Genomic DNA, 12,402 nt, shown 5'->3' on the forward strand with positions numbered 1-12,402 from the left:
TCAGCTCCGGTCCTCGTCGTCCTCGTCCTCGTCGTGGTCGTACTCGTCGTACTCGTCGTACTCGTCGTACTCGTCGGCACCGTCGTTGTCGGATCCACGGCGTTCGCGGCGCGGCTCGGCACGCCGCTCGCGGCGCCCCTGCTCGGTGTCACGCGAGCGGCGACGGCCGCCGGATCCGCCCTCGGTCAGCTCCGGAGCGACCTCGCCGAGCTCTCTGCGCAGCGACTCCACTTCGGCGCGCAACCGCTCGTTCTGCTCCCGCAGGTCGCGTCGGTGATCGGCGCGGGACGACAGGGCGGGGTCGTGCTCCCACCAGTCGATGCCGATCTCCTTGGCCTTGTCGACGGACGCCACCAGAAGCCGGAGCTTGATGGTCAGCAGCTCGATGTCGAGGAGGTTGATCTTGATGTCGCCGACGATGACGATCCCCTTGTCGAGGACGCGTTCAAGAATGTCGGCGAGGTTCGCGGACTGCCCCTGTCCGTACGGGGACAGGGCTCGCGACGACCTGGGGGCGGGCTCGGTCACGGCGCCTCGTCCTCGTCCTCGTCCTCGTTGCCCTTGTGGCCCTTGCCTGCGTGCGCGTCCTCGTCCTCGTCCTCCTCCGGGCTCTCCTCCTCCGGGCTCTCCTTCTCACCGTCGTACTCGTTCTCGTCCCTGTCCTCGTCCTCGTCCCGTTCCTCTTCCTCTTCCTCTTCCTCTTCCTCTTCCTCGTCCTCGTCCCGTTCCTCGTCCTCGTCCGGGCCTTCCTCTTCCGCCTCGTGTTCCTGCTCGGCCTTCTCGGTGTCCTCCGGACCGCTCACCACCTCGCCCTCGCGGATCTCCCCGCGCCAGCCGCCGGTTGCCTTGCCGCGCATCATCACGAACGTGCGGAAGAGCTTCAGATCCAGCCGTGCGCGCCGGCCCTGGGCCCGGACCAGACCGCCGGTCCTCTCCACCACGCCCTTCGGGAAGTACTCCAGGACGAGGAGCACCTTGGTGAGGTTGTCCCCGAGCGGATGGAAGGTGACGACGCCCTTGGTGGTCGCCTTGTCCCCCTCGGACGTCCAGGCGATCCGCTCGTCGGGTATCTGCTCCGTGATGACGCCGCGCCAGCGACGGCCCGCCTTGGCGACCTTCACCTCCCACTGGGTGGTGACCTCGTCCTTCTGCTCGACGCTGACGACACCCTTGGCGAACCGTTCGAACTCCGTGAACTGCGTCCATTGGTTGTACGCCTCACGCACGGGCACGCCGATGTCGATGTCCTCGATGATCGTCAAGCCCCTGCCCGTTCCCGTGGCTTGCGGGGCCTTCTCGTGCCGCTTCCCCGTGAGGTCCTTGGCCTTGTCCAGCAACGCGTCCTTGGCATGGGACGCCGTCGAGGTCAGTGCCTCGCCCGGCAACGCGTGCTTGAGGAGCTGCCGGCCGCCCTTGGCCGCGACGCCGGTGAGCGCGCGGGGGCCGAGGTGTGTCTCGGTCAGCTTGCGCGCCCCCTCGCCGAGCCGGTGGCCCACGCCCTCCAACATCAATTCGAGCCGCGCCTCCAGGTAGTGCTCCAGCTCATCCTTCAGCCGGTTCGCGCCAGGATTCTGCGACGCCTGTGCACGAACCTTGTCGAGGGTCCCGGTACCGCCGCCCGAGCCGCGTTCCGCCGACCTGCCCTCAGCCATCGTCCGGCCTCCTCGCTCGTGCCGCGGAGCCGCTCCTGGAACGCCCCTCGGCGTCCGCCGACCTGCCCGCCGGCCTCCTGCCGCGCGACTCGCCCTCGTCCTCGTCCGGCCCGCGGTGCTGCGCCTTCTTCGCGCGCCCCTCGCTCCGGTCCGACTCGCCCCCGCGGCGCTCGCTCCGCCCGCGCCCGGCCTCGCGCTCATCGTCCTCCTCACGTCCGGCGCGTGGCTCGTCCTCGTCCTCCGTGTCCGCCGTGTCCTCCGTGTCCGTCTCGTCCGTCCCGGCGTCCTCGGCGTGCGGATGCGCTCGTTCGTGCAGAGCCGTGGTGCGCTGGTGGATGGTGTCGGCCAGGCTGTCGGCCTTCGCGGTCAGCACCGACGTGGCCGCCGCCTTTCCCGCGCCCGTCAGCTCGGTGCGCACCTGCTGGGTGAGATGGCCGAGGAAGGGGGAGTCCTGGACGGCCTTCACGACCTGCCCCGGCTTGATCCGTGACCCGGCCATCAGCGCCCCGAGGCTCAGGGCGAGTTTGGCCTTCTTGGTGCGGCCCAGCACATACCCGCCGAGGACAGCCGCTCCGATCTTGGCGTTGTTCATGATGGTGTCTTCTTTCCTTGCCCACGCCTCACAGACCGCCCTGCCCGCCGCTGCGCAGCTGGAAGGCCCTGATCTCCTCCAGGCGGCGCATCAGTTCCCCCTCGCGCCGCGCGAAGTCCTCCTCGTCGATACGGCCCTCGGTGCGCGCCTGCTCCAACTTCACCAGTTCCTCCTGCACCGGAGCGGGGTCGTAGTACTCGTCCTCGGCGGCACGGACGACCTTGTCCAGCACCCACCAGATGCCCCGCACGGGCGCGGCGGGCAGCACCAGGATCTCGGTGACCAGTCCCATACCGACTCCTCAAGGATCAGAACGGACCAGGACAGCGGGGTCAGGCGAAGCTGTACGGCGGCAGCGGCCCGCGTACCCGCAGTTCGACGCCCTCTCCGTACCGTTCGGCCAACTCCCCGGCAATGCGCGTGAACTCCTCGGACCGCTCGTGGTCCACCAGGTAGGACACGCTCACGAAGTACTGCTGGGACGGCTCCGCGAGCCTTTCGGACGACGCGAGCGGCCGCAGCGCTTCAAGCACCTCGGCGGCGAGCGCGTCCTGCCGCCGCTGCACCTCCTGGGCCACCAACTCCCCGAGCGCCACCCGGTCCTCGTAGGTCCCGCCGCCCTCGCGGGTCGCCTCGTTCAGCGCACGGGCCTGCTCGGACGTAGCGAGGATGTCACGCAGCAGCGAATCCTCGTCCTGGACGCCCTTGACGTTGAACTCCGCCCGACCGGCGAACTCGTCGAGACGCTGCGCGTACCGCTCGGCACCCTCTTCCAGCACGGTGCGTACGGCGTCCTCGTCCTGGGCGACGAACCCGAAGCTCAGCGGCAGGACCGTGCCGTCCTCCCACAGACGGTCGAGGACTTCGTAGTGCGCCGCCAGGTCCCGGCGGGAGACCGCCAGTTCCCCGGGGGTCTCACTGACGACCGCGCGCAACGACCCGCCGCTCACCACGTGCAGCTCACCGGGTGATTCGCCCACGCCCTTGAGGCTGTTCAGGTCCAGCGGATGCGAGTCCTTGGTAATCCCGTACACATACACGGACATCGGCTCGCTCACTCCTCCCGCTCCCTGGAAGAACGGCGGCCCGAGCCGCGCTCGGCATGCTCGTGCCGCTCCTCGCCCTCGTCCGAGCGGCCCTTCTGGAACGACTCGGTGAACGCCTCGACGGCACCGGTCAGCGCCCCCTTGCTCTTGCCGCGGGCGCCGCCCTCGGAAGCGCTCTCGACGACGTCGGTCAGCTGGGCGGGGGCCTTGCGGCCCGCCTCCAGATCCAGCCGGTTGGCGGCCTCGGCGAAGCGCAGATACGTGTCGACGCTGGCCACGACCACCCGTGCGTCGACCTTGACGATTTCGATGCCCACGAGGGACACCCGGGCGAACGCGTCGATGACCAGGCCCCGGTCGAGGACCAGTTCCAGCACGTCGTACAGGTTTCCCGAACCTCCGGACGGCCCGGCAGCCGCGCCGGCGTTGCCCTGCGGCACAACAGTCACAGTCTGTTCCCTTCACACGAAGGGGATACCGCGCCCAGGGGATGTCCTGTCGTCTCAAGACATCCCTAGCGACGGCCTTCTCTGTCGACCTGTGCGCGGGTGTAGCGGCGGGTGCGCTCGTACGCCATCAGCCTGCCCGCGGGGTCGAGAACGACCTGATAGCTGGCCATCACGCTGCTCGTGTCCGGCACGCGCTCCAGCTCCACGACCTCGACCTGGGCCTCCCAGCCCGCATCGGTCGGCCTCAGCGCCGAAACCGACACCGGGGCCCGCCCCAGCAGCTGTGCCAGTTGCTCGGTCGCGCCTTTCATGGCGTCGGGAGCCGACACCCGGTCCGGGGCGGATTCCCCGGACGACGGGGCGGGCGCCTGTTTCCGCTCACGGTCGTTCGTGATCAGTCACCTTCTATCTCTGTGTCAATCATCGACCTTCTTGCCGGGCCGTGCCAGTCCTGACGAGGGCCGGGAGCGAGGCACCCGGCCCGCCGCGCGGCCGCCACGCGGTCCTGCCGGCATCGGTCCTGGCCCAGGATCCGCGGGTCTGACACGGCGGAACCGGGGCACCAGAGTCGGTGCGTACCACCACGCCGCCGAAGAGAACCGAGGTGAACCATGACGCAGGAACCGACCCCGAAGTACACGGTCCCCGGCATCGGACGCGAGGCGGCCGGCCGGCTGATCGGTCTGCTCCGGCTCCGGCTGCACACGCTCAACGATCTGCATCTGACGCTCAAGCACGTGCACTGGAACGTCGTCGGACCCCACTTCATCGCGGTCCACGAAATGCTCGACCCGCAGGTGGACCGGGTGCGGGAGATGGCCGACGACGTGGCCGAGCGGATCGCCGCGCTCGGCGGCGTCGCCCAGGGCACGCCGGGGGCCCTGGTCGCGGAGCGCACCTGGGACGACTACTCCATCGGCCGGGCCGACGCCATCGCCCATCTCGGCGCGCTCGACCTCGTGTACACCGGAGTGATCGAAGCTGTGCGTGCCGCGATCAAGGAGGCCGGCCGGGTCGACGTCGCCACGGAGGACCTGCTGATCGAGCAGCTGCGGGATCTGGAACAGTTCCAGTGGTTCGTGCGGGCCCACCTGGAGAGCGCGGGCGGCACGCTGGCCACCGGCCGGGCGAGGACGGAGGCCGAGGCCGCCGAGAAGGGGGCCGAGGTGAGCTGAGCCGGCGCGCACCACGGCCGGTCGGCGGTCACGTCGGGTGAGCAGGCCCGCATGCCGGCGCGCCCGGCGGGCACTCGGCGGTCGCGACCGTCCCCCGGGTGGAGGGCCGAAAGACGGCGGCACGGGCAGAAGGCGAGGAGAAGCCGATGAGTGCCAGGGCAGCGGCGAAGGACGAGATCCGGGTGGGCGATCGGCGGGTACCGGTGACCCATCTCGACAAGGAACTCTTCCCGGACGACGGGATCACCAAGGCCGAGCTGATCGACTACTACCGGACCGTGGCCCGCCCGATGCTCACGCATCTGCGGGAGAGGCCCCTGGTGATGGAACGCTACCCGGACGGATACCGGGGCAAGTCCTTCTATCACAAGGACGTACCCGGCTACTTCCCGGAGTGGATCCGCACCGTCCGGGTGCCCAAGGAGGGCGGCAGCCTCACCATGGCCGTCTGCGACGACACGGCCACCCTGGCCTACCTCGCCAACCAGGCGTGCATCACACCGCACCCCTGGCTGAGCACGGCGGACCGCCTGGACTGCCCGGACCGGCTGGTCTTCGATCTCGACCCCCCCGATGACGGCGCGGACGACGAGGACGGCTTCGCGGCCGTGCGCTGGAGCGCCCGCACGGTGGGGGACCTGCTCACCGAACTAGGGCTGCGTCCGGCGCTGATGACCACCGGATCGCGGGGCATCCACCTGGTCGTCCTGCTCGATGGGCGCACCGACTTCGACACCGCCCGGCGCTTCGCCAGGCGGGTCGCCGATGTGCTGGCGGAGCGCCATGCCGACCGGCTGACCACCGAGGCACGCAAGAACAAGCGCCGCGGCCGGCTCTACCTGGACACCCAGCGCAACGCCTACGCACAGACCTCGGTCGCCCCCTACGCCGTACGCGCCCGCCCGCACGCCCCGGTCGCGACCCCGTTGCACTGGGACGAACTCGACGATCCCGGACTCGGCCCGCGGCGCTGGACCCTGCGCACACTCCCCGAGCGCCTGGACAAGTACGGCGACCCCTGGAAGGGGCTCGGCCGCTGCCGGCGCTCGCTGGGCACCGCGCAACGGCGTCTGGACGCCCTTGTGTAGATCCGCCGTATTGCAGGTACTCGCCTCCTCAGAACGACTTTTTGAGGAGATGAATCAGATGGTGTTCCTCGGACTGCTCCTCCTCGTGGCGACGGGCGCCTTCACCGCCCTGGCGATCGCCGGCAATCTGTCGGGCGGTCCGGACTACGCGGTGTCGGTACTCGGCCAGCACATCGCCACGCTCGGCCCGCTCGGCATCTTCTGCTCCGGCCTTGCACTGGCCCTGCTGTTCTGCCTGGGCCTGGCCATCGTGGCCGGCGGAGCCACCCACCACCGGCGCAGGACGGCACGTCTGCACCGGACCCGCGGGCCACGCACCACCACGCCCGGCCCGATGACCGGCTGACGCACCCGCCCCAACCGGGCGGCTCCACCGACCGGCCCCCACCGGCGTCGTCAGCGACCGGCGCCCCGCTCGCGGCGCAGCCGGCGGACCACCACCACGAGGTCCAGGACGGCGAGGAAGGCGATGATCGCGCAGAGGGCGGCGATCGTGATCAGCACGGCCCGGTGAGGGCTGTTCCCGGGGCCGGAGACCCGCGCCCACAGCGCGAACAGGACGGCCGCCGCCACGAACACCGGCAGGAAGATCCCGCTCAGCAGCCGCCGCAGCCGCAGGGGGCTCTGCGCGGTGACCGGCTCGTCGCCGGTGCGCGGAGCGTGCCGGCCCAGGGTGCCGGAGCGCGACCGCGGCGTCGGCGGTTCGGGGTGCCCGGGAGGTTCGGGGCTCATGGTCGTCCTCCTCGGTGGACGGTGCTCACGGCTCGTGCTCCTGCTGCCTGTTCAGCGGTTCGGCCGGGCCCTGCTGATGTCCGCGAGCGCGGACCGCGGGTCGTCGCCGGCGGCCAGGTCGCCCAGGGTGACCATGCCGACCGGGCAGCCGCCGCGTTCCACGACGGGCAGCCGGCGCACGGCGTGCTCGCGCATCAGCTCGGCCGCGTGGCCGGTGGTGTCCTCGGGGGTCACGGTGGCCAGGGGCGGGCCGGGTGCACAGGTCGCCGACGGTCGCGGTGTGCGGGTCGAGGCCGTCCGCAAGGGCCCGGACCACGATGTCGCGGTCGGTGAGGACACCGAACAGATCGCAGTCGTAGGCCACCAGGACGTCGCCGACATCGCGTTCGCGCATCGCCGCGGCGGCCCGCTCCAGCGAGGTCATCGGCTCCACGGTGACCGGGTCGGGGGTCATCACCTCGCGAATTGGCCGTGTCATGTCGACTCCCGTCCTGCGGCTGGGCCGTGTGCTGTCCCCTGCCGCGTAGCCAGCACGGGCGGGACCAAACCGGTGCGGGGCATGCCGGGTCAGGCGGCGGCGCCGCGCCGGAGGGCCGCTATGAGCTGGTCCCGGTTCATCTTCGAGCGGCCGGGGACCCGCGCCTTCGTGGCCCGCTGGTAGAGCTGATCCTTGGACAGCGAGGACAGCGAGGACAGCGAGGACAGCGAGGACAGCGAGGACAGCGAGGACAGCGAGGACAGCGCCTCGGCCTTCGACCGTCTGGTCCGTCCGGTGCGGCCCTGTCCGCGGCGTGTGTCGCCTGCCCGGGTGCCGCGGGCCGGCCGCCGGCTGACCGCCCGCTTGCCTTCGGTCCTTCCCGCGGACCTGCCGGTGGCCTGCTCCACGCTGCGGCGCAGCACCTCGGTGAGGTCGACGACATCGGTCGCCTCGGGAGGCTCGAGCTGTCCGCGCTGGTCAGACAGTGAGTAGGGTCGTGACAACATGCCGATCTTGACTGAAGTCCGGGAGGGTTCCGGTGCCGATGACGGGGTTCGACAAGAGTGAGCGGCTCATCTGGGCGGGTCAGGGTGCCGCTTATGCCGGAAGCTTCGCCAAGCTGTGCGCCTATCCGGTGCCGCAGTTGCTCGATGCCGCCGAGGTAGGGCCAGGCTCGCGGATACTGGATGTAGGGACTGGGCCGGGAACGGTCGCTGCTGCCGCATGTGCCCGGGGCGCGACGGTGACGGCCGTGGATGCGGAGCCGACCATGGTCGAGTTGGCCAAGCAGGCCGCACCCGCGGCTGACGTGCGCGTGGCCGCTCTTCCTCGGCTGCCCTTCACCGACGGAGAGTTCGACGCCGTCGTGGCCAATTTCGTGCTGAACCACGTGGGTCAGCCCAAGATTGCCTTGGCCGAACTGCGCCGTGTCGTGAGGCCCAACGGTTGGATCGCGTTGACGATATGGGCGGTGCCGCCGGCCGCAGGACAGACTCTGATCGGTCGCGCGATCCAAGCCGCGGGTGCGGTGCGTCCACCACACCTGCCCGCAGGGCTGGCCCCCGACGATGATTTTCCCCGCGACGAGAGCGGCCTGACGGGGCTGATGGATGCGGCAGGGCTGCGCGAGGCGGTGTGCCAGACCTTGCGCTGGGATCACCGCGCGAGCGCCGACGAGTGGTGGAGCGGACCTGCGAGTGGAGTGGCCTTCGGCGGGCAGTTGGTGCAGAGCCAGACGCCTGGGATCCGGGCCGAGATCAAGCGTCACTTCGATCTATTCAGCGCCGAGTTTGCTGGCGAGGACGGTCTACTGAGGTTGCCGCATGCGGCCTTGCTCGCGCGTGCGCGTCGCTGACCCAGGTCGGCTGCTGTCAGGCAGCGGTCAGACAGGAGTCCGAGCCGGCGGGGCGCCCAGATGAAGTTCCGGCCGCTCTCATCTGTGCACGGACCAATGTCCCGAGCTGTCAGGGTCAGGGGCGGCCGCCAGCTGCCGGGCCCGTCGGGACAGCGCGTCGATCAGGGTCCGTTGCCCCTGGACCAGCAGGCGCAGCCGCGGGCCGTCGAGTTCCCGGTGCGCCTCGCAGTTCACGGCCGAGCCCGAGCAGCCGCTGGACCTCGTCGGACCGCTCGCGCACCAGGAGATTGCCGGCCCAGGCCGACAGGCTGGGCCGGCGCATTCCGCCGATCGTCCGCGCCAGTCGCCCGTCACCCGCTGCGCGGGCCTGCGCGGCGCGTCGGTCACGGACCTCGGTGAAGTCCTCCGGCCGAAGCCCGTACAGCTCATCGGCAACAGCGTTCACATCCACCGGCGTCACCTCTGCGGGCTCCGGGCCCAGGGCTCCGGGCCCAAGGCGTCGGGCCAGGCTCAGGGCTCCGGGCTCAAGACGCCGGGCACGGGACTCGGGGCTCCGGGTTCCCGGCGGCGTACGACGCGTCAGGTCGTCGCCAGCACGACCGCCATGGCCACCAGGCCGATGGCCACGAGCAGCACGACGATCCCGATGACGGCGAGCGGCGCGAGCGACCATCCCCGGCGCAGCGCCTCGCGTTCCGGCGCGGCGAGCCCGGACACCCCGGACTCGGCGGGAGGCGTCGCACCGGGCGCCATGGCGGTGTCTTCCGGTACGGCGATGCCCTCCACCGGGTGGGCCGCCGACCCGTCGTTCCGGCCGGCCGGCCCCGCCGGGGCCGCCCCGGTCTTCGGCGCGAGCCTGCGGACGCCGTGCGAGGTGCCGGCGCGGTGCGCGTGCTTGGCGTTCATGACCTCGGTCCTTCGTCTCCTCGGGACGGACCGCCCGGTGCCGCTACGCGGCCTTCGCCTCGGCGAGGACATCGTCGGCGAGCGGCTTGTCCAGCGCCGCGTGGACCAGTCCGTCGGTGAAGCGAGCCAGTTCGCGCCTGCTCACCAGGCTCGCGAGGTGTTCGGGCGACGCGGGCAGCCCCAGCCGCCTGGCGCCGTCCAACGCCTTCTTGTCGACATAGGGCGCGAACTCGGGCCACACCGTCTGCACGGCACGCAGGAAGATGTCGGCACCCGTGGGCCCGAGGCCGGGAACCTCCTGGAGCGCGTCTCTCGGGTCGTCACGCTCACGCAGTCCGCGCAGATCACCGCCGTACCGCTCCAGCAGCAGGTCCGCGCCGTCGCCCAGCATGGTGGCCGTGCGCTCGTCGTAGCGCCGGTATCCGCCCTCGCCGAGCGCGTCGACACGCTGCTGCCACGACGCCTTCGCCATCGCGCGCGGGGTGCGCATGCCCGCCTCGAAGAGCGCCCGGGCGGCGGCCACCGCGATGTCCGCCTTGATGCGGGCGCTCAGCAGCACGGCGAGGACGAGCGCCTGGTAGAGCGGACCGGGCGTGTTCCGCAACCGGATGCCCGCCTGGCCGAGGTAGGTCGATCCCTGCCGGTCGAGCAGGGCCCGTACGACCGCCTTCTCCGTGCGGTCGCGGGAGTTCTTCCTGGTCGTCGTGGAACTCATGACGCCTCGCAACATGGACGAAGTCGGACCGCGGCCCCCGGGCTCCCGTGCTGGACGGGTTTCACGGGTTCGGCACCCGGAAACCCGGGCGCGAGGACTTCCGGGGCCACGCCGATGACCGCGGCACCGCCCGGCGCGTGCCGCGGTCACGCGCCGGACCCGATCCGACTGCGCGAGGAGCACGCATGTCCAACGAACAGGGCGAGTACGAGCACATGGGCGACGAGGTGTACCAGCCGGACCGGTCCGAGGTCCAGGACGACGCCGGGGTGCTGGACCCGGAGGACAGCCTGGACGAGCGCGGCGTCAACCCCGCGATCGACGAGGGGTACTCGCCGCCCGAGAAGCCGCTCGCGGCACACAGCCGCGGTACCACGGCCGCGGAGCAGCGCGAGCGGGACTCCCTGGACGAGCGCCTGCGGGCCGAGCGACCCGATGTGGCGCCGCCGCCGGGCGACGGGATCGGGGACCTTCCGGGCGGCAGCGGCGAGCGCGTCGACACCGAGGCCGGTGACAGGCGCGCCGGACGGTTGACGGCGGCCGAAGAAGCGTCCGGGGCGACGGACGACACCGTGGCGGAGGAGACCGGTGTCGCAGGCGGCGCGGCATCCGCCGAGGAGGCCGCCGTGCACGTGGTGGACGAGTCCGCGCAAGCCGGCGAGGACGGGAACGGGCCGCCGCCCGCCTGACCCGCGCCGGCGGGCGGGCCGCACCGGCGCCGACGCGGATGCGGCCCGCCGCGGCGTGTCGGGCGCACGGCCCGGGGCACTGGGAGACGATGGACGTCGCGCAGGACATCTCGGACGGTCGGAGGCGGGCGGAGAGGCAGGACCGGGTGGAGCCGCAGGTCGCATCGGAGGAAGCCGGGACGGCACGGGCCGCGGCGCCCGCGCCCGAAGGGGGGACCGGCCGCCCGCAGGCGGACGTACGGCGCAGGATCCCCCGCACCGACGCGCTCCTGCGGGAGCCGCGGCTGACCGAGGCGGCCCGTCGGCTGGGCGTGTCCGTCGTCAAGGCCGCGGTCCGCGAGGCACAGGAGCGCGCCCGCACCGGCCGCGTCCCGCCGGAACGGACCGCCGACACGGCCGTCGCGCTGCTGCCGGGGACGGCGGGCGGACTGCGCACGGTGATCAACGCCACCGGGGTCCTGCTGCACACCAACCTCGGCCGGGCGAGCCTGTCGGCGGCGGCACGCCGGGCCGTGGCGGAGGCGTCGGGCCCCACCGACGTGGAACTCGACCTGGCCACCGGCGCACGGGCCCGGCGCGGGCGCACGGCGCTCGGAGCGCTGCGCGAGCGGGTGCCGTCCGCCGCGGCGGCGCACGTCGTCAACAACGGCGCCGCCGCCCTGGTGCTGGCCGCCACCGCGCTCGCCGCCGGGAAGGAGATCGTCATCAGCCGCGGCGAGATGGTGGAGATCGGGGACGGTTTCCGGCTCCCGGACCTCCTGGAGTCCACCGGGGCCCGGCTGCACGAGGTCGGCACCACCAACCGCACGACCGCCGCCGACTACGCCGCGGCGATCGGACCCGGCACGGGCTTCGTGCTCAAGGTGCACCCCTCGAACTTCCGCATCACCGGCTTCACGAGCGGCGCCGGCGCCCGGGAACTGGCCGCGCTGGGCGTGCCGGTGGTCGTCGACATCGGCTCCGGGCTGCTGGCCCCCCACCCGCTGCTGCCCGACGAACCGGACGCCGAGACGCAACTGCGGGCCGGGGCCTCGCTGGTGACCGCCAGCGGGGACAAACTGCTCGGCGGACCCCAGTGCGGGCTCGTCCTCGGCGAGGCGGGCCTGGTCCGCACCCTGTCCCGGCACCCGCTGGCCCGCGCCCTGCGCGTGGACAAACTGACGCTGGCCGCCCTGCAGGCCACCCTCACCGGACCGCCGACCCCGACCGCGGAGGCGCTGACGGCCGACCCGGCCGCGCTGTGCGCCCGCGCCGACCGGCTCGCCCGCCTCCTCGGCGCACACGGCATCGACGTACGGTCCGTGCAGAGCGCCGCGACGGTCGGCGGCGGCGGCGCGCCCGGGGTGACCCTGCCCAGTGCCGCGCTGTCCCTGCCGGAGCCGTTCGCCGCCGTGCTGCGCACCGGACCCACTGCGGTCGTCGGGCGGCTGGAGGCGGGTCGCTGCCTGCTCGATCTGCGCGCGGTGCCGCCCGAGGACGACGACCGGCTGGCCGCGGCGGTCCGGTCGGCCGCGGAAAGGTAGCCG

The 12,402-nt window shown here is 72.2% G+C and carries 17 protein-coding genes and 1 pseudogene; 6 read left to right on the forward strand and 12 right to left on the reverse strand.

Features of this window, described 5'->3' with window-relative positions:
- From ACIRFL_RS00390 to ACIRFL_RS00420, 7 genes are all read right to left on the reverse strand, one after another.
- A complete protein-coding gene (locus ACIRFL_RS00390) occupies positions 1–528 on the reverse strand; it encodes a gas vesicle protein (protein ID WP_404022699.1) in 528 nt (175 codons plus the stop codon).
- Positions 525–1,652, reverse strand: a complete 1,128-nt coding sequence (locus tag ACIRFL_RS00395) for an SRPBCC family protein (protein WP_404022700.1) — start codon at positions 1,650–1,652, stop codon at positions 525–527. The genes ACIRFL_RS00390 and ACIRFL_RS00395 overlap by 4 nt, the downstream gene beginning before the upstream one ends.
- Complete coding sequence (locus ACIRFL_RS00400; RefSeq protein ID WP_404022701.1) at positions 1,645–2,244, reverse strand: ABC transporter substrate-binding protein; 600 nt, start codon at positions 2,242–2,244, stop codon at positions 1,645–1,647. The genes ACIRFL_RS00395 and ACIRFL_RS00400 overlap by 8 nt, the downstream gene beginning before the upstream one ends.
- Positions 2,245–2,272: 28 nt before the next feature.
- Entirely contained in the window at positions 2,273–2,536 is a 264-nt protein-coding gene (locus ACIRFL_RS00405) for a gas vesicle protein GvpG (RefSeq protein ID WP_404022703.1), read from the reverse strand.
- 40 nt (positions 2,537–2,576) lie between these two features.
- On the reverse strand, positions 2,577–3,302 hold the full coding sequence (locus ACIRFL_RS00410) for a GvpL/GvpF family gas vesicle protein (protein WP_404022704.1): 726 nt from the start codon (positions 3,300–3,302) through the stop codon (positions 2,577–2,579).
- A complete protein-coding gene (gene gvpJ / locus ACIRFL_RS00415) occupies positions 3,299–3,739 on the reverse strand; it encodes a gas vesicle protein GvpJ (RefSeq protein WP_404022705.1) in 441 nt (146 codons plus the stop codon). Before gvpJ ends, ACIRFL_RS00410 begins: the two co-directional genes overlap by 4 nt.
- Before the next feature lie 65 nt (positions 3,740–3,804).
- Positions 3,805–4,050 (reverse strand): gas vesicle protein, encoded by a 246-nt coding sequence (locus tag ACIRFL_RS00420; protein ID WP_404022706.1) that lies wholly within the window; start codon positions 4,048–4,050, stop codon positions 3,805–3,807.
- A 300-nt stretch (positions 4,051–4,350) separates the two neighbouring features.
- Here ACIRFL_RS00420 and ACIRFL_RS00425 point away from each other — a divergent pair, with 300 nt between their 5' ends.
- From ACIRFL_RS00425 to ACIRFL_RS00435, 3 genes are all read left to right on the forward strand, one after another.
- Positions 4,351–4,914 carry a Dps family protein gene (locus ACIRFL_RS00425; protein ID WP_404022707.1) on the forward strand — a complete coding sequence of 188 codons (564 nt, stop codon included), beginning with the start codon at positions 4,351–4,353 and terminating at the stop codon, positions 4,912–4,914.
- Between the two features lie 146 nt (positions 4,915–5,060).
- On the forward strand, positions 5,061–6,002 hold the full coding sequence (ligD, locus tag ACIRFL_RS00430) for a non-homologous end-joining DNA ligase (RefSeq protein WP_404022708.1): 942 nt from the start codon (positions 5,061–5,063) through the stop codon (positions 6,000–6,002).
- A 49-nt stretch (positions 6,003–6,051) separates the two neighbouring features.
- A complete protein-coding gene (locus ACIRFL_RS00435; RefSeq protein WP_404022710.1) occupies positions 6,052–6,348 on the forward strand; it encodes a hypothetical protein in 297 nt (98 codons plus the stop codon).
- 50 nt (positions 6,349–6,398) lie between these two features.
- On the opposite strand, the gene ACIRFL_RS00440 is transcribed toward ACIRFL_RS00435, so the two are convergent.
- From ACIRFL_RS00440 to ACIRFL_RS00450, 3 genes and pseudogenes are all read right to left on the reverse strand, one after another.
- Positions 6,399–6,734, reverse strand: coding sequence for a DUF6343 family protein (locus ACIRFL_RS00440; RefSeq protein WP_404022711.1), 336 nt, complete (start codon positions 6,732–6,734; stop codon positions 6,399–6,401).
- Between the two features lie 51 nt (positions 6,735–6,785).
- Positions 6,786–7,212 (reverse strand): annotated as a pseudogene (locus ACIRFL_RS00445) (CBS domain-containing protein).
- Positions 7,213–7,301: 89 nt separating this feature from the next.
- Complete coding sequence (locus ACIRFL_RS00450; protein ID WP_404022712.1) at positions 7,302–7,718, reverse strand: hypothetical protein; 417 nt, start codon at positions 7,716–7,718, stop codon at positions 7,302–7,304.
- 38 nt (positions 7,719–7,756) lie between these two features.
- On the opposite strand from ACIRFL_RS00450, the gene ACIRFL_RS00455 reads away from it, so the two are divergent.
- A complete protein-coding gene (locus ACIRFL_RS00455; protein WP_404022713.1) occupies positions 7,757–8,566 on the forward strand; it encodes a class I SAM-dependent methyltransferase in 810 nt (269 codons plus the stop codon).
- Positions 8,567–9,145: 579 nt separating this feature from the next.
- Here the strand turns inward: ACIRFL_RS00455 and ACIRFL_RS00460 are convergent.
- Entirely contained in the window at positions 9,146–9,472 is a 327-nt protein-coding gene (locus ACIRFL_RS00460; RefSeq protein ID WP_404022714.1) for a DUF6480 family protein, read from the reverse strand.
- 43 nt (positions 9,473–9,515) lie between these two features.
- Positions 9,516–10,187 carry an endonuclease gene (locus ACIRFL_RS00465; RefSeq protein ID WP_404022716.1) on the reverse strand — a complete coding sequence of 224 codons (672 nt, stop codon included), beginning with the start codon at positions 10,185–10,187 and terminating at the stop codon, positions 9,516–9,518.
- Between the two features lie 185 nt (positions 10,188–10,372).
- On the opposite strand from ACIRFL_RS00465, the gene ACIRFL_RS00470 reads away from it, so the two are divergent.
- Positions 10,373–10,876 (forward strand): DUF5709 domain-containing protein, encoded by a 504-nt coding sequence (locus ACIRFL_RS00470; protein ID WP_404022717.1) that lies wholly within the window; start codon positions 10,373–10,375, stop codon positions 10,874–10,876.
- Between the two features lie 89 nt (positions 10,877–10,965).
- Positions 10,966–12,399, forward strand: coding sequence for an L-seryl-tRNA(Sec) selenium transferase (selA, locus tag ACIRFL_RS00475; protein ID WP_404022719.1), 1,434 nt, complete (start codon positions 10,966–10,968; stop codon positions 12,397–12,399).
- The last annotated feature ends 3 nt before the right edge of the window (positions 12,400–12,402 follow it).

It is taken from the genome of Streptomyces sp. NPDC102462 (assembly GCF_044765425.1).
In the GTDB taxonomy this organism is placed as follows: Bacteria; Actinomycetota; Actinomycetes; order Streptomycetales; family Streptomycetaceae; genus Streptomyces.

Bases quoted from the DNA above. Each gene is read 5' to 3' on its own strand.
- ACIRFL_RS00395 (WP_404022700.1), bottom strand. From the start codon at position 1,652: ATGGCTGAGGGCAGGTCGGCGGAACGCGGCTCGGGCGGCGGTACCGGG.
- ACIRFL_RS00400 (WP_404022701.1), bottom strand. From the start codon at position 2,244: ATGAACAACGCCAAGATCGGAGCGGCTGTCCTCGGCGGGTATGTGCTG.
- ACIRFL_RS00405 (WP_404022703.1), bottom strand. From the start codon at position 2,536: ATGGGACTGGTCACCGAGATCCTGGTGCTGCCCGCCGCGCCCGTGCGG.
- ACIRFL_RS00420 (WP_404022706.1), bottom strand. From the start codon at position 4,050: ATGAAAGGCGCGACCGAGCAACTGGCACAGCTGCTGGGGCGGGCCCCG.
- ACIRFL_RS00425 (WP_404022707.1), top strand. From the start codon at position 4,351: ATGACGCAGGAACCGACCCCGAAGTACACGGTCCCCGGCATCGGACGC.
- ligD (WP_404022708.1), top strand. From the start codon at position 5,061: ATGAGTGCCAGGGCAGCGGCGAAGGACGAGATCCGGGTGGGCGATCGG.
- ACIRFL_RS00435 (WP_404022710.1), top strand. From the start codon at position 6,052: ATGAATCAGATGGTGTTCCTCGGACTGCTCCTCCTCGTGGCGACGGGC.
- ACIRFL_RS00440 (WP_404022711.1), bottom strand. From the start codon at position 6,734: ATGAGCCCCGAACCTCCCGGGCACCCCGAACCGCCGACGCCGCGGTCG.
- ACIRFL_RS00450 (WP_404022712.1), bottom strand. From the start codon at position 7,718: ATGTTGTCACGACCCTACTCACTGTCTGACCAGCGCGGACAGCTCGAG.
- ACIRFL_RS00455 (WP_404022713.1), top strand. From the start codon at position 7,757: ATGACGGGGTTCGACAAGAGTGAGCGGCTCATCTGGGCGGGTCAGGGT.
- ACIRFL_RS00460 (WP_404022714.1), bottom strand. From the start codon at position 9,472: ATGAACGCCAAGCACGCGCACCGCGCCGGCACCTCGCACGGCGTCCGC.
- ACIRFL_RS00465 (WP_404022716.1), bottom strand. From the start codon at position 10,187: ATGAGTTCCACGACGACCAGGAAGAACTCCCGCGACCGCACGGAGAAG.
- ACIRFL_RS00470 (WP_404022717.1), top strand. From the start codon at position 10,373: ATGTCCAACGAACAGGGCGAGTACGAGCACATGGGCGACGAGGTGTAC.
- selA (WP_404022719.1), top strand. From the start codon at position 10,966: ATGGACGTCGCGCAGGACATCTCGGACGGTCGGAGGCGGGCGGAGAGG.